The 18,817-nt window shown below is 73.6% G+C and carries 17 protein-coding genes; 10 read left to right on the forward strand and 7 right to left on the reverse strand.

The genetic code is table 11. The annotated features are described in order from the left end of the window. The first annotated feature begins 50 nt into the window (after positions 1 to 50). The 4 genes from ACZ4UB_RS05940 (at position 51) to ACZ4UB_RS05955 (ending at position 3,381) form a co-directional block, all read left to right on the forward strand. The gene (locus tag ACZ4UB_RS05940; RefSeq protein ID WP_468068522.1) at positions 51 to 944 is read left to right on the forward strand and encodes a LysR family transcriptional regulator; all 894 of its coding nucleotides are present in this window, start codon (positions 51 to 53) and stop codon (positions 942 to 944) included. A gap of 308 nt (positions 945 to 1,252) precedes the next feature. Then, the gene (gene dhaK / locus ACZ4UB_RS05945) at positions 1,253 to 2,257 is read left to right on the forward strand and encodes a dihydroxyacetone kinase subunit DhaK (protein WP_468068523.1); all 1,005 of its coding nucleotides are present in this window, start codon (positions 1,253 to 1,255) and stop codon (positions 2,255 to 2,257) included. A gap of 72 nt (positions 2,258 to 2,329) precedes the next feature. Next, the gene (gene dhaL / locus ACZ4UB_RS05950) at positions 2,330 to 2,956 is read left to right on the forward strand and encodes a dihydroxyacetone kinase subunit DhaL (protein WP_468068602.1); all 627 of its coding nucleotides are present in this window, start codon (positions 2,330 to 2,332) and stop codon (positions 2,954 to 2,956) included. Then, positions 2,953 to 3,381: a PTS-dependent dihydroxyacetone kinase phosphotransferase subunit DhaM gene (locus tag ACZ4UB_RS05955; RefSeq protein ID WP_468068524.1), complete on the forward strand. Its 429-nt coding sequence runs from the start codon at positions 2,953 to 2,955 to the stop codon at positions 3,379 to 3,381. The genes dhaL and ACZ4UB_RS05955 overlap by 4 nt, the downstream gene beginning before the upstream one ends. 49 nt (positions 3,382 to 3,430) lie before the next feature. Here the strand turns inward: ACZ4UB_RS05955 and ACZ4UB_RS05960 are convergent, their stop codons facing one another. Continuing rightward, positions 3,431 to 3,814, reverse strand: coding sequence for an RNA-binding S4 domain-containing protein (locus tag ACZ4UB_RS05960; protein ID WP_385775649.1), 384 nt, complete (start codon positions 3,812 to 3,814; stop codon positions 3,431 to 3,433). Positions 3,815 to 3,942: 128 nt separating this feature from the next. Between ACZ4UB_RS05960 and ACZ4UB_RS05965 the strand changes: the two genes are divergently transcribed. From ACZ4UB_RS05965 to ACZ4UB_RS05975, 3 genes are all read left to right on the forward strand, one after another. Next, positions 3,943 to 4,338, forward strand: a complete 396-nt coding sequence (locus ACZ4UB_RS05965) for a TOBE domain-containing protein (RefSeq protein ID WP_354379466.1) — start codon at positions 3,943 to 3,945, stop codon at positions 4,336 to 4,338. A gap of 154 nt (positions 4,339 to 4,492) precedes the next feature. Beyond that, positions 4,493 to 5,320 carry a molybdate ABC transporter substrate-binding protein gene (gene modA / locus ACZ4UB_RS05970; protein ID WP_468068525.1) on the forward strand — a complete coding sequence of 276 codons (828 nt, stop codon included), beginning with the start codon at positions 4,493 to 4,495 and terminating at the stop codon, positions 5,318 to 5,320. A gap of 166 nt (positions 5,321 to 5,486) precedes the next feature. Then, positions 5,487 to 7,562 (forward strand): ABC transporter permease, encoded by a 2,076-nt coding sequence (locus ACZ4UB_RS05975; RefSeq protein WP_468068526.1) that lies wholly within the window; start codon positions 5,487 to 5,489, stop codon positions 7,560 to 7,562. Here the strand turns inward: ACZ4UB_RS05975 and ACZ4UB_RS05980 are convergent. Next, a complete protein-coding gene (locus tag ACZ4UB_RS05980; protein ID WP_468068527.1) occupies positions 7,543 to 10,413 on the reverse strand; it encodes a phosphodiester glycosidase family protein in 2,871 nt (956 codons plus the stop codon). The two genes, ACZ4UB_RS05975 and ACZ4UB_RS05980, sit on opposite strands and share 20 nt — an antisense overlap. A gap of 191 nt (positions 10,414 to 10,604) precedes the next feature. Here ACZ4UB_RS05980 and ACZ4UB_RS05985 point away from each other — a divergent pair, with 191 nt between their 5' ends. Both ACZ4UB_RS05985 and ACZ4UB_RS05990 read left to right on the forward strand, forming a co-directional pair. Further along, positions 10,605 to 11,246, forward strand: a complete 642-nt coding sequence (locus tag ACZ4UB_RS05985) for a DUF4328 domain-containing protein (RefSeq protein WP_468068528.1) — start codon at positions 10,605 to 10,607, stop codon at positions 11,244 to 11,246. A 46-nt stretch (positions 11,247 to 11,292) separates the two neighbouring features. Beyond that, complete coding sequence (locus ACZ4UB_RS05990; protein WP_468068529.1) at positions 11,293 to 12,084, forward strand: DUF4328 domain-containing protein; 792 nt, start codon at positions 11,293 to 11,295, stop codon at positions 12,082 to 12,084. A gap of 71 nt (positions 12,085 to 12,155) precedes the next feature. Here the strand turns inward: ACZ4UB_RS05990 and ACZ4UB_RS05995 are convergent, their stop codons facing one another. Beyond that, positions 12,156 to 14,264 (reverse strand): SpoIIE family protein phosphatase, encoded by a 2,109-nt coding sequence (locus tag ACZ4UB_RS05995; RefSeq protein ID WP_468068530.1) that lies wholly within the window; start codon positions 14,262 to 14,264, stop codon positions 12,156 to 12,158. A gap of 129 nt (positions 14,265 to 14,393) precedes the next feature. Then, positions 14,394 to 14,762, reverse strand: a complete 369-nt coding sequence (locus tag ACZ4UB_RS06000; protein WP_468068531.1) for a peptidase inhibitor family I36 protein — start codon at positions 14,760 to 14,762, stop codon at positions 14,394 to 14,396. Positions 14,763 to 15,019: 257 nt separating this feature from the next. Between ACZ4UB_RS06000 and ACZ4UB_RS06005 the strand changes: the two genes are divergently transcribed. Further along, positions 15,020 to 15,772 (forward strand): ASCH domain-containing protein, encoded by a 753-nt coding sequence (locus tag ACZ4UB_RS06005; protein WP_468068532.1) that lies wholly within the window; start codon positions 15,020 to 15,022, stop codon positions 15,770 to 15,772. Positions 15,773 to 15,892: 120 nt separating this feature from the next. On the opposite strand, the gene ACZ4UB_RS06010 is transcribed toward ACZ4UB_RS06005, so the two are convergent. The 3 genes from ACZ4UB_RS06010 to ACZ4UB_RS06020 all read right to left on the reverse strand — a co-directional run bounded on the left by ACZ4UB_RS06010 (position 15,893) and on the right by ACZ4UB_RS06020 (position 18,417). Then, positions 15,893 to 16,246, reverse strand: a complete 354-nt coding sequence (locus tag ACZ4UB_RS06010; protein WP_468068533.1) for an MmyB family transcriptional regulator — start codon at positions 16,244 to 16,246, stop codon at positions 15,893 to 15,895. Then, on the reverse strand, positions 16,206 to 16,700 hold the full coding sequence (locus ACZ4UB_RS06015; protein WP_468068534.1) for a hypothetical protein: 495 nt from the start codon (positions 16,698 to 16,700) through the stop codon (positions 16,206 to 16,208). Before ACZ4UB_RS06015 ends, ACZ4UB_RS06010 begins: the two co-directional genes overlap by 41 nt. A 253-nt stretch (positions 16,701 to 16,953) precedes the next feature. Next, the gene (locus tag ACZ4UB_RS06020) at positions 16,954 to 18,417 is read right to left on the reverse strand and encodes a DUF6777 domain-containing protein (RefSeq protein WP_468068535.1); all 1,464 of its coding nucleotides are present in this window, start codon (positions 18,415 to 18,417) and stop codon (positions 16,954 to 16,956) included. Positions 18,418 to 18,817 lie beyond the last annotated feature (400 nt).

Below are 18,817 nucleotides of genomic sequence, written 5' to 3' on the forward strand. Positions count from 1 at the left end.
GTACAGCCGGTTGAGGCCAGAGTCGGCGAACAGATGGGGCGTGGGGGCGCGTGGAACTGCGCGATATCGAGATCTTCCTGACGTTGTCGGAGGAGTTGCACTTCGGGAGGACGGCCGAGCGGCTGCACGTGTCGCCGGCACGGGTCAGTCAGGCCATCAAGAAGCAGGAACGGTCCATCGGGGCGGAGCTCTTCGAGCGGACCAGCCGCCAGGTCCGGCTCACGCTCCTCGGTCAACAGCTGCGCGACGACCTACTCCCCGTCTACCAGGGGTTGAAGGCGAGCATGGACCGGGCGCGGCTCACCGCCCAGGGCAAGACGGACATCCTGCGGATCAACCTGTTGGTCTCCAACGCACACGAACTACGGCCCTTCTGGGATGCCTTCCGCTCCCTGAATCCGACGTGCGGGATCCGACTCCGCTACAACGGCTTCACCGATCCGTTCGGGCCGCTGCGCAGGGGCGAAGCGGACCTGCTTCTCGCCTGGCTCCCCGTCGAGGAACCGGATCTCACCGTGGGCCCGGTGCTGTTCGAGGAGCCCCGGGTCGCAGCCGTGGCCTCCGACCACCGACTGGCGGTCCGGCCGTCGGTGTCCCTGGAGGTGTTCGCCGACCACGGCGTGATCGGCGGGGACTCGCTCCAGCCCGACTACTGGGAGGACGCGTTCATGCCCTTCTACACCCCCAGTGGCCGGACGATCGAGCGGAACATTTGCGGCGCCACTGATCTGGAATCGCTGTTCATGATCACCTCCTCGGGTGAAGCCGTCCACTCCTTCGCCGCCCAGGTCACCCGCTTCCACGTCCGCCCGGACATTACGTACCTGCACCTCCACGACGCCCCGATGCTGCGCTGGGGCCTGGTCTGGCGCTCGGACAACGACAACCCGATGGTCCGGTCGTTCGTAGCCGTTGCCCGCGAGCTCGGCACGATGTCCTTGTAAGGGGCTTTCGGTCAGATTCTGCCTGTCGCCAGCAGCTCTACCCTGAGCCCCCTGCCACGCCCGGGACCCCGTCTGCCTGTCGCTGCGGGGCGGGCTCCCCTACCGTCTCAGTGAGCGGCGCGCAGTCGGCATGTTGCCTGACTGGGCGTCACCGAAGCCAGCAAGAGGCCAGCGAGAGGTCAGCGTCAGGACCGCCGAAATCCGCTTGCAGGCACCAAGGACCGCCAAGATCGATAACCAAGAGTATCCAGTCTGACCTGCGAAGACACTGCTCAGAGAGTCACCGTTAACCTCACCGGGAGATACGCATGAGGATGCTGATCAACAGTCCGGAGACCGTCGTCGCCGACGCGCTGCGCGGGATGGCCGCCGCCCATCCCGAGCTGGAGGTGGACGTGGAGCGGCGGATCGTCGTGCGTCGGGACGTGCGCGGGGGCGGGCGGGTCGGGGTGGTCTCGGGCGGCGGGTCCGGGCACGAGCCGCTGCACGCCGGGTTCGTGGGGTACGGCATGCTGTCGGCGGCCTGCCCCGGGGAGGTGTTCACCTCGCCCGTGCCCGACCAGATGCTGCGGGCCGCGACCGCCGTGGACAGCGGGCAGGGGGTGCTGTTCATCGTCAAGAACTACACGGGGGACGTCCTCAACTTCGAGATGGCCGCCGAGCTGGCCGAGGAGGACGGGCTCCGGATCGAGCAGGTCCTGGTCAACGACGACGTCGCGGTCACCGACAGCCTGCACACGGCCGGTCGGCGCGGCACCGGCGCCACCCTCTTCGTCGAGAAGATCGCCGGGGCGGCGGCCGAGGAGGGTGCGCCGCTGGACCGGGTCGCGGCGCTCGCCCGGCGCGTGAACGCGTCCTCGCGCAGCTTCGGGGTGGCACTGGGCCCGTGCAGCACCCCCGCCAAGGGCGGCCCGACCTTCACCCTGCCGGAGGGCGAGCTGGAGCTGGGCATCGGCATCCACGGCGAGCCCGGGCGGGAGCGGCGCCCGATGATGAGCGCGCGGGAGATCGCGGAGGTGGCGCTGGAGGCCGTGCTGCGGGAGCTGGACGAGGTGGGCCCGCCCGGCGGGCCGGTGCTCGCGCTGGTCAACGGGATGGGCGCGACCCCGCTGTTGGAGCTGTACGGCTTCCACGCCGAGGTGGCGCGGGTACTGGCGGAGCGCGGCGTGCCCGTGGCCCGCGCCCTGGTCGGCAACTACGTCACGGCCCTGGACATGGCGGGGTGCTCGGTCACCCTGTGCCGCGCCGACGAGGAGTTGCTGCGGCTGTGGGACGCGCCCGTGCAGACCACCGCGCTGCGCTGGGGCCGTTGACCCGGCGAAGTAGGCTGCGGGGAAGGCGGGCTGACGGGCGATCGACTGCGAGGAGATCCGGTGCGTGACGTGGTGCGGGACGCGGAGTTCTTCGGGCGCTGGATGGCCGCGACGGCCGTCTCGGTGGAGCGCGAGGCGGACCGGTTGACGGAGCTGGACTCCCCCATCGGCGACGCCGACCACGGGAGCAATCTGCTGCGCGGTTTCCTGGCGGTACGCGCCGAGATCGACGCCCAGCGGCCGCCCTCGCCCGGAGCCGTGCTCCAGCTGGCCGGGCGGACCCTGATCGGTGTGGTGGGCGGCGCCTCGGGCCCGCTCTACGGCACCCTGCTGCGGCGCACCGGCAAGGAACTCGGCGACGCCGTCGAGGTCTCGGACGAGCAGGTGCGCAAGGCCCTGTACGCGGGGGTGGGCGCGGTCGCGCAGCTGGGCGGGGCCGCCCCGGGCGACAAGACGATGCTGGACGCGCTGGTACCGGGGGTCGCGGAGCTGAGTACGTCGTACCGCGCGGCGGCGGTGGCCGCGGAGGGCGGCGCGCTGGCGACCGTACCGCTCCAGGCCCGCAAGGGCCGGGCGAGCTACCTGGGCGAGCGGAGCATCGGGCACCAGGATCCGGGTGCCACCTCGGCCGCCCTGCTGCTCCGCGCGCTCGCGGATACGGCGGATGCGACGGACGGTCCGGCGGAGGAGGGGCGGTGAGCGGGGAAGGGGACGCGGCGCTCGTCGGGATCGTGCTGGTGTCGCACAGCGCGGCGGTCGCCCGGTCGGTGGCGGAGCTGGCCCGCGGCCTGGCCGCGGGAGGCTCCGCCGCCCCGGTGGCCGCCGCGGGCGGCATGCCCGACGGCACGTCCGACGGCGCGCTGGGCACGAGCGCCGAGCTGATCGTGGCGGCGGCCCGATCGGTGGACCGGGGCGCCGGGGTGGCGCTGATCGCGGACCTCGGCAGTTCGGTGCTGACCGTCAAGGCGCTGCTGCTGGACGAGGAGCTGCCACCGGGCTCGCGGCTGCTGGACGCGCCGTTCCTGGAGGGCGCGGTGGCCGCGGTGGTGACCGCGTCGACCGGGGCCCCGCTGGAGGCCGTGGCCGCGGCGGCGGGCGAGGCGTACGACTACCGCAAGGCGTGATCCCCGGCCCCGCCGCCCAGCCCTGACGGTCCGCCGCGCCGCCCGCGCCTCAGCGGCCCCGCAGGCCTTCGATCTCGCGGCGCTCGCGCTTGGTGGGACGGCCCGCGCCCCGGTCGCGGATGCCCACGACGGCCGCCTCGACGGGGGTGGGCGGGGGCGGGCTGTTGTCCGTCAGGCACTCGGCGGCGACGGGCGCGCCGACCCGCTTCGTGACGGCGCGCCGGACCACGACGATCCGCTCGCGCCCGGCGTGGAAGAGCCGCACCTCGTCGCCCGGGCCGACCGCCTGGGCCGGCTTGGCGCGTTCGCCGTTGACCTTCACGTGTCCCGCCCGGCAGGCGGCGGCCGCGAGCGAGCGGGTCTTGGTCAGCCGTACCGACCAGATCCAGCTGTCCACCCGTGCCGTTCCCGTTGCCGTTCCCTCATCAGCCATGCGGCGACTCTATCGACCCGGCCGCCCCGCCCGGAGTTCGTCGGATGCGACAACCCGCATGGCATCTGCCATGTAGGTCATCCCAACAAAGTTGCAAACGCGGCGGATACGCCCCTACCTTGTCGCACATGCAGTCCTACACCATCGGGCAGGCGGCACGCTTGCTCGGCGTCAGTCCCGACACCGCTCGTCGCTGGGCCGATGCCGGCAGGGTCGCGACCCATCGCGACGAGGGCGGCCGGCGACTCATCGACGGCCGCGACCTCGCGGCCTTCTCCGTGGAGGTGGGCCAAGGCGCCCACTTGGAGGACGGCGAGCCGTACACCTCCGCCCGCAACGCCTTCCCGGGGATCGTGACCGCCGTCAAGCTCGGCGACGTCGCGGCCCAGGTCGAGATCCAGGCCGGTCCCCACCGCTTGGTCTCGCTGCTCACCCGGGAGGCCGTCGAGGAGCTGGGGCTGGAGGTCGGCATGCGGGCCACCGCCCGCGTGAAGTCCACCAGCGTCCACATCGACCGCACCTGACGGCCGGCGCACGGCACCGCACCCCGTACCGCTCGTACGCACGGCGCCATCGCACCACGGGCGCCACGGCGCCACCGCACGTCCCACGTCCCCGCCTCCACCCGCTCCGCCCGTCACCGGCGCGGGTCCTTGCCAGACCCGAGGAGCTGTCTCCATGTTCTCCACCCGCACCAACCGCCGCCGCGCAGCCGCCGCCGTACTGGGCGCCGCCCTGCTCGTCCCGCTGACCGCCTGCGGCAAGGACGACGCGAAGGAGCCCGCCGCCGACGGTGCGAGCGCGAGCGCCTCCGGCTCCCCCTCGGCCGCCGCGCCGAAGGCCGCCAACCTGACGGTCCTGGCCGCTTCCTCGCTGACCGACGTCTTCAAGACGGCCGGCGCTGCGTACGAGAAGGCCCACCCCGGCACGAAGATCACCTTCTCCTTCGCCGGTTCGCAGGAACTGGCCGCCCAGGTGAAGCAGGGCGCGCCGGCCGACGCGCTGGTGACCGCCGACACCAAGACCATGGACGGCCTCAAGGCCGAGGTCAACGACCCGACGGTGATCGCGAAGAACCGCCTTGTCATCGCCGCCGGCAAGGGCAACCCCTTCAAGATCGCGGCCCTCAAGGACCTCGCCGACAGCAAGATCAAGGTGGTCCTCGCGGCCCCCGAGGTCCCGGTCGGCCGCTACAGCAAGCAGATCCTCGACGCGCAGAAGGTCGAGGTGAAGCCGGTCTCGCAGGAGCCGAACGTCCGCGCCGTGCTGAGCAAGGTCGAGCTGGGCGAGGCCGACGCCGGTCTCGTCTACAAGACGGACTCCATCAAGTCCGGTGACAAGATCACGACCGTCGACATCCCGGACGAGCAGAACGCCGTCGCGTCCTACCCGGCCGCCAGCCTCAAGGGTTCCAAGAACGCCGAGGCCGCGGCCGCCTTCGTGGCGTGGCTGAGCACCCCGGAGGCGCGGAAGATCCTCCAGGACGCCGGCTTCCAGCAGGCGTAGCCGCCGGCGCCCCGCTCCGGCGGGGCGTCCGACGGGGCGAGCGGGGGGAGGTACTGCCTGGTCCGGGGGGACAGGCAGTACCTCCCCCTTCGCCTTCCACATCGGCATGCGCATCCCGTCCACTCCCCGTCGCCGGCGGGCACACCAGGCAGAGCAGGCACCGCAGATGGCCAGATTCCGCAGCCGCCACGACGACCCCACCGGTCGCACCCGCACCCGGGCCGGCACCCGCAGCCGCAGCCGCACCCGGCCGCCGCTCGCCCTCGCGGTGCCGGCGCTGCTCGCCGTCGCCTTCCTGCTCCTCCCCCTCCTCGGCATCCTCGCGCGCACGCAGTGGTCCCGACTGGGCACGCACCTCACCACGCCCGGCGTCGTGGAGGCCCTCAAGCTCTCCCTCCTCGTATCGCTGTGGGCGCTCGGGCTCTCGCTCCTCCTCGGCGTGCCCCTGGCCTGGCTGCTGGCCCGGGTGCCGTTCCCCGGAAAGGCGCTCGTCCGCTCGCTGGTGCTGCTGCCGATGGTGCTCCCGCCGACCGTGGGCGGCGTCGCCCTCCTGCTCGGCTTCGGGCGCCGCGGACTGCTCGGTCCCTGGCTGGAGGGCACCTTCGGCATCACCCTCCCCTTCCACACCTCGGGTGCGGTGGTCGCCGCGACCTTCGTCGCGATGCCGTTCCTGGTCATCAGCCTGGAAGGGGCGCTCGGCGGTCTCAAGCAGAGCTACGAGGAGACCGCGTCCTCCCTCGGCGCCTCGCCGGTCCGGGTCTTCTTCACGGTCACCCTGCCCATGGTGGCCCCGGGGCTGATCGCCGGAGCCGCCCTGACCTGGGCCCGGGCCCTCGGTGAATTCGGCGCCACCATCACCTTCGCCGGCAACCTTCCCGGCACCACCCAGACCCTGCCGCTCCAGGTGTACCTGCTCCTCCAGGACCAACCCGAAGCGGCCACCTCGCTGTCGCTGCTGCTGCTCGCCATCGCCATGACCGTCCTGATCGGGCTGCGCGGGCGGTGGACCGGAACCCCGCTCGCCGGCGCCCGCTCACCGGCGGCCGCTGCCGCGGACTCCGCCTCCTCTTCCCTTCCCGATTCCCCTTCCGTTTCCCCTTCCGTTTCCTCCCCCGCTTCTGGATCCGCTTCTGGTTCCGCTTCTGGATCCGATTCTGGATCCGCCTCTGCTTCCGCCGGCAGCACCACCGGGGCGCCGGCCACCGAGCGCTGGCCGCTGCACGCCGAGGTGAGCGGCTTCAACGAACTGACCCTGGACGCCGAGCCCGGCACCACCATCGCCGTGGTCGGCGAGAACGGCGCCGGCAAGACCACCCTGCTACGGGCCCTGCTCGGCCTGACCCCGCGCGCCCACGCCGAACTCAGGCTCGGCGACCTCGACGTCACCGCCCTGCCCCCGCACAAGCGGCAGGTCGCCTGGGTCCCCCAGGACGGCGCCCTCTTCCCCCACCTGAACGCCCTCGCCAACACCGCGTACGGCCTGCGCGCCCACGGCGTCCCGCGGGCCGCGGCACGCGCCGAGGCGCGGGCCTGGCTCGACCGCCTCGGTGTCGGCCACCTCGCCCACCGCAAGCCCGCCGAGCTCTCCGGCGGTCAGGCCCAGCGCGTCGCCCTCGCCCGCGCCCTCGCGGCCCGCCCCCGCCTGCTCCTCCTCGACGAACCCCTCGCCGCCCTCGACCAGACCACCCGCGCCCACGTCCGGCACACCCTGCGCCGCCACCTCGCCGGCTTCGGCGGAGTCTGCCTCATCGTCACCCACGACCCGGTCGAAGCCGTGTCGCTGGCCGACCGGGTCCTCGTGCTCTCCGACGGCCGCACCCTCCAGGACGCCCCGCCCACCGAGGTCACCCGCCACCCCCGCTCCCCCTGGGTGGCCCGCATGCTCGGGCGCAACGCCTGGCCCGGCAGCGCCACCGCGGAGGGTCTCGAACTGCCCGGCGGCGGCCGGCTGGTGGCCGCGGAGGCCCTGCCGGCCGGGGCCCCCGCACTCGCGATCATCGCCCCCGAAGCGGTCTCGATCCACCGGGACCGGCCGGGTGGCAGCCCCCGCAACGTGTGGCCGGGCACCATCCGCGAGATCACGGCGGTCGGCGGCAGGCTCCGCATCCTGGTCGCTTCGGTCGAGGCCCCGGACCTGGTGGCCGAGATCACCCCGGACGCGGCCGCCGAACTGGGGCTGGCGGACGGCGCCGCGGTGTGGACCAGCGTCAAGGCGACCGAGGTCACCCTCGTCGCCCTCTGAGCCCCGCCCCCGGTACCGGAGCCGGTCCCCCCGGATGCGGCTCCACGGAGAGCCACTCGCGCCCCCGGCCGACGCCCGCTCCCCCGCCCGCGGCGCCGTCGGCTCCCACCAGCAGCCACCCGGAGCGCCCCGCCGTCACCGACAGCACGCCCTCGGCCCGGCTCACCGCGGCCGCGGGACCCCCGAGGGTCACCACCGCGGCGCCCTTGCCCGTCGCCCACCGGAATTGCGCGAGCAGCCGGTCCCGCAGCTCCGCCTCCTTCCGGTCCACGGGTGACGGTCCGGCGCCGTTGTCCTGTACGACGACCAGCGCTCCGGTGCCGGCCTCCCGGCCCGCGGCGGCGATCCCCTCGCGCAGCGCCCGAAGCCGCTCCAGCCCGCCCCCGTCGAGGGTCCGGTGCCCTCCGTCGAGGCGCAGGAACCGCACGCCCCGGTGCACGGCGGAGGAGGGCGCGTCGCCGGAGGCCACGATCAGCTCGGGGCGTTCGGCGCGGATCTCGGCCCGGGCCCGTCGTAGCTCCGCCGCCGACTGACCACCGGGGAGCACCGCGAACCGCCAGGGCCGGGCCCGGACTTCGGCGGCCGTGGCCGCCAGGGCCGGGTCCCGTACCACCGGGGCCGACGGCGCCGCCGCGACCTGCGGACCCTGGGCGGTCAGGGTGTCCAGGACCAGCGCGCCGGGACGCGGTCCGGCGCTCGCCGAGAGCCGGTCGAGCGCGAGCGGGCGCTCGGCCGACGCCGGCACGGGCAGCGTGATCCGGCGCCAGCCGGTCCAGTCGACGGCGGGCCCGCGCAGCGGGACCTGCGCTCCGTCCCCCTGCCGCAGCCGGGCCGTGATCCGGCCCCCGGAGCCGTCACCCTCGACCCAGAGGCCGAGGGACCGTGCCGACTCCGGCAGCGGCAAGGGGTGCGGCGCGTCCGCCGCGGCAACGGCCTCGCCCCGCGCCCCGGAGGTGAGGTCCAGGCGCAACCCGCCCCCGGTGCGGCCCGGGGCCGCGCCGGCGCCGGGTCCCCGCCACCGCTCCGCGTCGTCCAGATCCGCCAGGCCCTCCTCCACCAGGCCCACCCCGACGGCGAGTTCGGTGGTCAGCGCCGGGGTGCCCGGTGGCGCGACGGTCGCCCGGAGCCGTCCGGTGGCCCGCGGCACGAGGGCGGTCAGCGTGAACCCGCCGCGCCCGTCCTCGCCGACCCGCCAGCGCGTACGGTCGTACTCCCACCGCACGTCACGCCCCTCGACCGGGGCGGTTCGGCCCTGCGCGTCGAGGCCGGTGAGCCCGAAGGCCCCCGTCTCGGCGGGATCCGCGAGACCGAGGCGTCGCGTGCTCGGCCGGATGCCGGCGAGCGGGCCGAGCACGTCCAGGTGGACCGCTCCGCCGGCCTCCGCGCAGCGGGCCCGTACCGCCGCGCCCCCGGGACGCAGGGCGTGGAAGACCCCGCCGGCGGCGACCCGGCCGGATCCACCCGGGTCCGCCGACCAGCGGGGCCGGTCCGTGGCGGGGCCGGGAGCCACCGGGCCGAGCGTGGCGTCGTAGCCGGTGGCGGTGAGGGTCCGGGTCAGGCCGGGGAAGACCCGGGTGGCGCCGCCCAGGGCTTCGACGCGGCAGCCGGTGGCCGGGCCGGCGCCGGTGGGGACGGTGAGCACCAACCCGTTGGCGACCTTGCGGAGGGTGCCGTCGGACGGGGAGTTCTCCAGGTCGAGATCGAGGGTCCCGCTGCGGCCCGCGACCAGGGTGGTGGAGCCGCCGCCGTCGAGGTTGAGGGCGGAGTGCGCCCCGAGGCCGTGCATCAGCCGCCCGAGGCCGGTGAGGGTGAGGCCCCCGCTGTCGCGCTGGCGGCCGTCGACGGTGACGACGCGGAGCGTGCGGCCGTCCCGGGCCAGGCCCACGGCGGTGCGCGGGGCGGCGGTGTCGTTCGGCTCGCCGTCGTGGCCCTGCGGCACGCCGTCCACCACCAGGGCCGCGCGCCCGCCCAGGGCGGCCGCCAGCGGGTCCGCGCCGCCGTCGCCGCGCCGGAGCGCCGCGGTGACGGTCACCGGGTCCCCCGGGCGCAGGGCGGCGACCCGGGCGGCCGCCCGGCCGCGGCCGACCAGCACGGTGACGCCGGGGGCGGGTGGCGTGCCGCGCGCGGGCGAACGTACCGCCGTGACCCGTCCCTCCCGCACCTCGGCCTCGGCGACCGGCACCGCGCCCGGGCCGGCGGGCGGGAGCGGGCCCCAGGCCCAGTCGGCGGTGTAGGCGAGGAATCCGTCGGCGGGCGGCCGGGCCGTGTTGTACCCGAGGAGCGGCCGGGAGTCGCCCGCCGGATCCCCGGGCCGCGCCCGGGCGGGGTCGGCCGGGAGGGTCACGCTGCCGGTCAGTGCGAGGTCCAGGATCCGCCCCGTACCGTCGGCGCCGAATCCGATGGCGGCCCCCGCACCCGGCGCGGGGGCGTGCAGGAGTCGACCGTCGCGGATGCCCGGGCCCAGCGGCGCACCCGTGGCCCCGATGTCGAAGAAATCGCCGTTGACGGCCGCGGCCACCCGGCGGCCCGGTCCGGCGCGGTGATGGGCCGCCAGGTCGGCGACGGTGGCCGGGCCGTTCCCGCCCAGGTACTCGGCGCGTACGCCGGGGGTGCCCAGGTCGACCGTGAGTTCGTCGACGCGCAGCCAGCGGTCGCGCTCCAGTCGGTCGTAGGAGTCGAGGCGGAGGCCGGGTGCGAGGGGCCGGCTGGAGCGGGCGGTCTCGACACCGGCATCCGGGCTGCCGGTGTCGCCGCCCCTGGTCGCGGCGGTGGCGGTCGGACCGCCCGGGGCGGGGCCCGCCAGAACGGCCGTGGCGAGCAGGAACGTCAGCAGCGGGCGGAATGTGGGCACTGAGGCAGGATGAGGCGGTCGATCACGGGATGATCTGCCGAAACGACCACCATTTCGTCGATTCAGCCATTCGCCGCGCGCCCCGCGAAATCCTTGGACAGCCAATGATCATCTGACGTATGTTCGCGCAGGCCCCGCCCTCGGCGGGTTTCTTTATGCGCATCATATGTACCCGTGGGGGGTCCTTCGTCATGTCCTGTGACGCCACCAGTCCGTCCGTACCCGTCTTTCCGCCCGTACCCGCCTCCTCGACGCTCCGCTCGCCGAAGGGGCTGGCCACCGCCCTCACGATCCTGCTCGCCGTCGCGGGCGCGGTCGACCTCGCGGCGGCCGTCATCGGCTTCGGCACGGACGCCGCCGCCGACATCGAGGGCGACGGTCCGCTGACCGGGGCCGCGCTCATGTACGCCGCCGTCGGAATCACCCAGCTCGTCCTGCTGCTGGGCACCGGAGCCGTCTTCATCGTCTGGTTCCACCGGACCCGGGTGAACGGCGGAGTGTTCCGTCCCGACCTCTTCGACCAGGGGCCCGGCTGGGCCATCGGATCGTGGTTCATCCCGATCGTGAACCTCTTCTTCCCCTTCCGCATCGCCCAGGAGATCTGGCGGGCCAGCGCCCAGGCCGCACCCGACGGCTCCGCCCGCGCGGTCTCCGTCACGCCCGTCACCGTCTGGTGGGTGACCTTCATCGCCGCCAACCTCATCAGCCGCGCCAGCGACTCGGTCGGCAGCCTGCTGTCCGCCGTATCGGCCGTGTTCGCCGTCCTCTTCGTCCGCAAACTGACGGCGATGCAGCACACCAAGGCGGTCCAGGGCCCGAACGCCGCGTTCTGAGGCCGCGCTCGTCCGCATCATCCGTACCCGTGGGGGGTCCTTCAGCATGTCCGTCATTGCGTCCGCACCATCCGGTGCACCCCGCTCACCCGAGCCGACCGCGGCGCCGGAGCCGATCGAGGCGCCGGAGTCGTGCGGGCCCGCGGACGACTCCGCCGCCGTGGAGCCCGCCGGGCCCGTGCTGCGCTCGCCCGTCGGCATGGCGACCGCGTCGAGCGTGCTCCTCGTCCTGGCCACGGTCGTCGCCCTGCCCCAACTCCTCGCCGATTACCGGCTGTACGCCTCGCTGACCGCCTTCATCGACGACGGCCCGACGTCGGCGACGATGAGCGGGTACGCCGCTGCCGCCCAGTTCGCCAGCATGGCCTCCAGCCTGGCGCTGTTCGCGCAGCTGCCGACCGCCGTCCTCTTCCTCGTCTGGTTCCACCGGGTGCGGGTCAACGCCGGGGTCTTCGCCCCCGAGGGCTTCGGTCGGGGAACGCGGTGGGCGGTGGGCTGCTGGTTCATCCCGATCGGCCATCTGTGGCTGCCGTTCAAGACGGCCACGGAGATCTGGGGAGCGAGCGCGCAGGCGGCGCCCGACGGCTCGTGGCGGCGCGTCTCCTACGGGCCGGTGGTGGCCTGGTGGGCCACCTGGGCCGGCTCCCACCTGCTACAGGCCGTCGCGAACCGGCTGGGCGCCTCCGACAGCGCGACGGTCCTGCGCACCTCGATGACGGTCTCGTTCGCCGGGGACCTGCTGTTCCTCGCCTCGGGCGTGCTGGCCGTCCGCTTCGTCCGCCGGCTGACGGCGATGCAGCACGCGAAGGCCACCCAGGGCCCGAACGCCCTCGTCTGACGCCCGTACCGCGTGACGCCCCTACCGGCTGACGCCCGTTCCGTCTGACGCCCGTTCCGTCTGACGCCCGTTCACCCCGGCGGGACGGGTACGGCCGGTGGCAGGTCGGCGGTGGCGACGACCGAGGCGACGGGAAGGGAGAACTCGCACCAGACGCACTTCCCCGCCCCCTTCGGCTCGACCCCCCACTCGTCGGCCAGCCGGTCCACTAGCATCAGCCCGCGCCCCGACACGGCCCAGTCACCCGCCTCGCGCTTGCGCGGCAGGGCGCTGGAGGAGTCCTCGACCTCGATCCTGATCCGGCCCTCGATCGTGAGGCGCAGGTTCACCTGGCCGCCCCCTTCGGTGTGCACGAGGGCGTTGGTCATCAGCTCGTCGGCGGCCAGCTCGATCTCGTCCGCCAGGTCCCGGGCGCCCCAGGCCGCCACCGCCGCCCGGATCAGGTGCCGGGCCAGCGTCGGCCCCTCGGTGTCACCGGGGTCGAGCCGCTGGCGCAGCGGGCCGCCGCCGCGCGGGGCGGCGGTACCGCGGCGGCGCAGCACGAGGAGGGCCATGTCGTCGCCCGTACCGGAGTCGCCGACCAGGTCGCACAGCGCGTCGGCCAGCTCCTCCACGTCGGTCGGCCCGTCGCGGACCGCCTCCATGAACTCCCGCATCCCGGTGTCCGCGTCGGCTCCGGGCCGCTCGATCAGCCCGTCCGTGCAGAGCAGCAGGGCGTCTCCCGGATGCAGCTCCATGGTGGTGACCGGGTATCCGGAGCCGGTCCCGGACCGGTCGCGGGGCGGCAGGCCCAGCGGCAGGCCGCCGGCCGCGGACACCCGGTGGCAGCTGCCGTCGCCGCGCCGCACGACCGGGTCCAGGTGCCCGGCCCGGACGATCTGCACCATCCCGCTGCTCAGGTCGATCTCCGCGTACGTACAGGTGGCGAAGCGCTCCGTCTCCAGCTCGCGCAGGAAGGTGGAGGCCCGGGCCATCGCGGTCCCCGGGGTGTGCCCTTCCACGATGTAGGCGCGCAGGACGATCCGCAGCTGCCCCATGACGGCCGCCGCGTCCGTGTCGTGGCCCTCGACGTCGCCGATCATCACGCCGACCCGGCCCTCGCCCAGGGGGATCACGTCGTACCAGTCCCCGCCGATGTCCCGCCCCATCCGCGCCGAGCGGTAGCGGACGGCGATCCGCGCGCCCGGGACCGGGGGGATGCTGCGGGGCAACATGGCCCGTTGGAGCCCTTCGGCGAGGTCGTGCTCCTGCTCGAAGAGGATGGCCCGCTGGAGGCTCTGCGCGATGCCGCTGCCCAGCGCGACCAGCAGGTTGCTCTCCTCGGCGGTGAAGTCGCCCTCCCGCGCGTAGAGCAGCCCGATCGCACCGATCGGGCGGCCCTGGGCGATGAGCGGGAGGTAGACCCCGCTGCGCACGGAGAGCGGCGAGATGTAGCGCCAGAGCAGCGGGTAGCGGCGCTCGAACTCGTCGCGGGAGGTGACGTAGACGGGCTGCAGCGTGCGTACGGCCTCGCTCATCGGGAGGTCCGCGTCGACGCGCGTGTACTCGATCTCGGGGACGTACGTGCCCAGCTGCCCCTCCGCCACCAGGTGGACGCGGCCGCCGTCGACCACCCCGAGCATGATGCTGACCGCACCGAGGTGACCGAGCGCGGCGGGGTCCTTGAGGATGTCGGTGACGTCGTTGACGGTCCGGGCGTGGGCCAGGATGGCCGTGGTCCGCTCGACCACGCCCGTCATGCGGCGCCGTCCCTCGTCGCGCTCGCTGCCCGCCCCCGGCTCTCCCGGGTCGAGGTCCGCGTCCCGGACGATCCCGATGATCCGGTACGGGCGCCCGCTCGGGCCGCGCAGGATGTGGCCCTGGATGTGGGTCCAGCTCAGGGCGCCGTCGCGACGGCGGATCCGGAAGTAGGCGCCGTAGTGGCTGCGGCCGTCCTTGAGCGCCTGGGCGACCCGCGCGTCCAGCCGGGCCTCCTCACCCGGCGGGATCCGCACCCGGAGCCCGCCGGGGGTGCCCGTGAACTCCTCCGGGCGCAGTTCGAAGACCTCGAGCGCGGTCGGGTCCAGGTGCATCTGCCCGCTGTCGAGGTCCCAGTCGAAGGTGCCCATCCGGTTGAGCGCGAGGCTCAGGTCCGGGCGGGCAGGCCAGTCGACCGTGGGGGATTTACCCCTTTCGGCCATGCAGCCAGGGTCTCACCCATCGGCCCGCCGCGCGGCGGGAAGCCGCGGCACCCCTCCCCAGCGTCACCCTGCGCGACCATCCTTCACCCGCGCGTACACAGTCAGTGGCCAGCGGTCGCGGGTGGGCGGTCAACAGGTCGACTGCACGGCGTCGATGCGACCACCGAAGTCACCTCGGTAGCTGCGCCGCCAGTCACCGTCGCGGACCTGGCGGGTCTCCTTCGGCTTCCAGTCGATGAAGCACGCGTCCACATTGGCCACGAAGGAGCCCACGTGGTCGTGCAGCTGCGGCGGCATGTCCCGGTACCCGCTGCGCGGCGACCACTGCCAGCTCTGCCCGCCGAAGTCCGCATCGGTGTAGAAGCACACCGACCCGCCGGGACAGGGCGCCACCGCCCCCACCGCCCCCACCGCGGCGACCGCGGAGGTCGGGTAGATCAGCGGCAGGGCGACGAGGGCGAGCGCGGCGCAGGCGCGCGTCAGGCTATTGATCATCATGCCCAGGTTCTAGCGGACCGCTCCGATCCACAGCCAGCCCCACCCCGCGGACTCACCCTCCCGGGGGCCCACGTTCACCGAAGCGGGTTGCGGCAGGTGACGGACCACCGCGGGGACCCGGTCAAGGCAGCCGAAATCCCGTGGAGCCCGCCCACATCGCGTGGAATGATCTTCGACGACCGTTGACGGAAGAGGAGGCCGAAACCGTGTACGTACCGCCCTCTGCACGAGCTCTCGATGATGACGAGCGTGCGCTCGTGGAGCTGGCCCGGCGCACCATAGACGCGCATACCGACGCAGGGCCCGACGAGGACGGGATCCACACGATGGGCGCCGCGGTCATGGCCGCCGACTACCGGATGTTCGCCGGCGTGAACCTCTACCACTTCACCGGCGGGCCCTGCGCCGAGCTCGTGGCTCTGGGAGCCGCACGAGCCCAGGGCGCCCGCCAGATGCGCTGCATCGTCGCCGTGGGAAACCACGGGCGGGGGATCGTCGGCCCGTGCGGGCGCGATCGGCAGGTCTTCGTGGACCACTACCCCACCATGCGCGTCATCGTGCCCACGCCCGCGGGGCCCCGGTCCGTTCTCGCCGCCGACCTGCTGCCGCTGACCCAGCGATGGACCCCGGAAGGCATGGCCGGTCTCGACCCATCGCTCTACCAAGACCCCGAGACGACGGGCCCCCCGATCATCCGGTTCAACCCCCGCTACCTCGAAGCCGTCCGCTCCGGCGCCAAGACCAAGACCACCCGCTTCCGGGACCCGGCCCAAAGAGGGCCGGCACGGCTGGTGTTCGAGAGCGACCCCGAAGTCGTCCTGCTGGCAGAAGTGACCGACATCAGGCACTGCCTGGTCCGCGACCTCACCGACCAGGACGCCCGAGCCGAAGCGCTGACGACCGCAACCGAACTCCGGGAAGGCCTCAAGGGCCACTACCCGGACCTGGCGGCGACCGACGAAGTCGACGTCATCACCTTCCAGATCAACGACACGACAGGCGCCGCTTAGACCGCGGAGACACCAGCGAAGAAGGGGCCGCGAGCTGACGAGGAACTGCCCGTCGAGTGGGCCACCACGTGGTCACGCTTCTTGCGACCAACCGTGGATTGTCAGTCTTCCCGTTACCCGTCACCGCCGCACAGCCGGTGCAGGGACGCGCGGCTTTCCTCGTCCGCGGCCGCGGTAGACCAGCAGGCGCAGTTCCGGGTCCTGGAGCGGCAGCAGGACTTCGAAGTCGACGGTGATCGCACCTGCGACCGGATGCCGCAGCACCTTGCGGCCGCGCCCGTTGACGCTGACCTCCCGCTCGGCCCACAAGCGGGCGAAGTCCTCGTCCTGCGCGGCGAACTCGGCGATGAGGCCGGCCCACCACCCCGCCGACGGGCCAGTGGGCCGGCGCGTGTATCGCGCATACGGCCGGGGCCGGACGCTCAGCCGCGAGTCAGTGGAACCACACGACGAGGCGTACGTTCTCGGCGCCATGGATTTCGCTGAGGATGCGCATCACCTTCCAGACTGGGCCCCATTGGGTGTCTATCCCCGCGGCTGAGGCGCGGGTTCGCGTGCCCGAGGCGTCGGTCCCCTGCCAGTCCGTGGCCTCCAACTCGGACCAGGTCAGCCAGGTCGTCCCGTGCACATCGCGAAGACCGCCGCAGTCGGCGAACTCACGTCGCAGCCCCTCCGAGGCGTCATCCGGAAAGCCGCGCCCCTCCGCGAGGGGCCGGAAACCGAAGTAGTTCCGGATTCCGAAAAGACAGGCCAGGCCGTCGTAGCCGTTGCCCATGTTGAGGAGGAGGAGATCGATACCGGCCTCCCATCCGGAGTCCTCGTCGTCAGCGCCCCACAGACGACCCCCCGGCCGGCACTCGATCATCCCGCTGACATCTGTCGACATGAGGAGATCCTGCCTGCGCATGCCAGGGAACAGCACCTCCATTTCGAGGACTCCCCCGATACCGGTCGAGCCCGCGTGAACCGAGGCCCAAAAGTCGCCACCGGCCGAGCGGGCTCACCTGGCAAATACCCAGGTCGGCACGCGCTTCCGCGGCCGACGACCCGGCGGCGCCCTGGGCGGGATCCGTCGGGCAGGGTGAGAAGGCCAGCGTCCGGACGTCGGACCGCGGACGGGACCGGCCTCCCCGGGTGGGGGAGGCCGGTCCCGTCGCATGCTCTTGCGGTGCGCTCCTGCGCTACCCGGCTCCTCCGTTGCCGTTGTCGTTGCCGTTCCCGTTGCCGTTGCCGTTGCCGTTGTCAGTGGTCGGCGTCGGGGGCGGGGGCGGGGCCGGTACGGAGGGGGTCGGTCGGATGGGGGGCGGCGTCGGCAAGGAGGGCCGGGTGGGGGCCGGCGGTACGGATGCCACGGGGGGCGGCTCAACTGCCGTGGGGGGCAGTACCGGTGAGGGCTCCGGAGCGGTAGGGGTCGGCCGCGCCGGAGGGGTTGGTTCCGCCGGGGACACCGGGGCCGGGGGCTGCGCGGAACGCTTCGCCGAATGGGACGGCGAAGGCGAATGCGTGCGGGAGGGCGAAGGCGAGGGCGAGGGCGAACGGCTCTCGCTCGGGGACGCGGACTCGGACTCCTCGCGCGACGGCGAGACCGACACCGAGTCGGACGGGGACGGGGACGGCGACGTCGTTGCCGATTCCGACTCCGTCGCCGAGGGTGACTCCGATGACGACGGGGACGCGGACGGGGACGACGAGCCGGAGTCGGACGGCGACACCAGCGGGGAGAACGACCGCGAGTCCGTCGGCGTCGGCGTCACCGTGACGGTCGGCGTGGGCGTCGGCGTCGGCGTCGGCGTCGGCGTCGGCGTCGGCGTGAAGGTCGGCGTCGGCGTCACCGTGGGGGTCGGCAGGAGCGTGAACGTCGGGGTCGGGATCACCGGCGGCGGCACCGGCTTGTCGTGCCTCGGCTTGTCACCGCGGTCCCGCTCGTACCAGCGCCGGTCCTGGTGGTCGTAGATCACGAACTTGTTGATGACCGTCACCGACGGCGCGATCACCACGACGTTCGCCGGGTGGTACGTGGTCCACGGCTGCCCGTACCGCTTCGGGTTCGCCTGCAGCGCCACCGGCGGCCCCAGGGGATTGCCGCAGGCGCAGCGCACCCGCGGCACGCCGCGGTCGTCCACGAGGACGGCCGTCCCCGCCTGGAGGACCGCCTGGTAGCTGGTGATCCTGCCGTCCCGGTAGCCGTGGTTGGTGACCCGGGTGTCCGCGCGCAGTTGCACGGGGGTGAGCGAGCGCAGGAAGCCCGGTACCGCGACCGGCTGGATGCCGAGGCCCGAGGCGAAGGCGCTGTTCTTGACCGGGTCGGCGGAGAGCACCTTGATCTGCTTCTCCACGTCACAGCTGGCGATGTCCTTGGTGCCGCCGTACAGGCCGGGCGCCGAGCCGCTGACGCTGCGGGTGACCGTGGCTCCCTGGGTGGCATCCGTCGGGGCGACCGTCGGCGTCCTGCCCGGCACCGGCGTGGTGGGCACGGTGGCCGTGGTCGTCGGCTGGATCTCCTCCGCCGCGGTCTGCGCGACCGTCGACTCCGTGAAGGGGTCGGGGCCCGATGCGGAGGTGGTCTGGAGGAAGACCTCGCCCTCGTTGTGCGCGGGTCCGGAGGGCCGGGTGAGGACGACCGTCAGCGCGATCGCGGCGGCCACCGCGACGAGGGCGGTGACGAGCCGCGGTACGGACTTCCACCACGGGCCCTGGGGCGGCGGTCCGGCCGATCCGGGCGGGCCACCACCGGGGGGCGCACCCGGCGGGGGCGGCGGCGGGCCGTGCCGCCCGCCCGAGAGCGGGCCGGAGGGCGGACCTGACGGCGCCCCCGAGGGAGATCCCGAAGGAGGTCCCGAGGGGGGCTCGGGCGGCGACTGGCCGGAAGGTTGCGTTGTCACGGGCTCTTCTTCCCAGACGGAGGAGTTCCGGTACCCGGGTGGATGTTCCGCATGTCACCAAAGGCTCGTTCCTGCGGAAACCACCGGATCCCGTGGATTTCGTGCACTCCTGCCGACCATTGTGTGCGCCGTTCAGGTGGTGCCCGCAAGCCGAGAGTGCCTA

This window comes from Streptomyces sp. NPDC028419, assembly GCF_055565515.1.

Coding starts and splice junctions, on each gene's coding strand:
- dhaK (WP_468068523.1), top strand. CDS start 1,253: ATGAGGATGCTGATCAACAGTCCGGAGACCGTCGTCGCCGACGCGCTG.
- ACZ4UB_RS05960 (WP_385775649.1), bottom strand. CDS start 3,814: ATGGCTGATGAGGGAACGGCAACGGGAACGGCACGGGTGGACAGCTGG.
- ACZ4UB_RS05965 (WP_354379466.1), top strand. CDS start 3,943: ATGCAGTCCTACACCATCGGGCAGGCGGCACGCTTGCTCGGCGTCAGT.
- modA (WP_468068525.1), top strand. CDS start 4,493: ATGTTCTCCACCCGCACCAACCGCCGCCGCGCAGCCGCCGCCGTACTG.
- ACZ4UB_RS05975 (WP_468068526.1), top strand. CDS start 5,487: ATGGCCAGATTCCGCAGCCGCCACGACGACCCCACCGGTCGCACCCGC.
- ACZ4UB_RS05985 (WP_468068528.1), top strand. CDS start 10,605: ATGTCCTGTGACGCCACCAGTCCGTCCGTACCCGTCTTTCCGCCCGTA.
- ACZ4UB_RS05990 (WP_468068529.1), top strand. CDS start 11,293: ATGTCCGTCATTGCGTCCGCACCATCCGGTGCACCCCGCTCACCCGAG.
- ACZ4UB_RS05995 (WP_468068530.1), bottom strand. CDS start 14,264: ATGGCCGAAAGGGGTAAATCCCCCACGGTCGACTGGCCTGCCCGCCCG.
- ACZ4UB_RS06000 (WP_468068531.1), bottom strand. CDS start 14,762: ATGATGATCAATAGCCTGACGCGCGCCTGCGCCGCGCTCGCCCTCGTC.
- ACZ4UB_RS06010 (WP_468068533.1), bottom strand. CDS start 16,246: ATGGCGCCGAGAACGTACGCCTCGTCGTGTGGTTCCACTGACTCGCGG.
- ACZ4UB_RS06015 (WP_468068534.1), bottom strand. CDS start 16,700: ATGGAGGTGCTGTTCCCTGGCATGCGCAGGCAGGATCTCCTCATGTCG.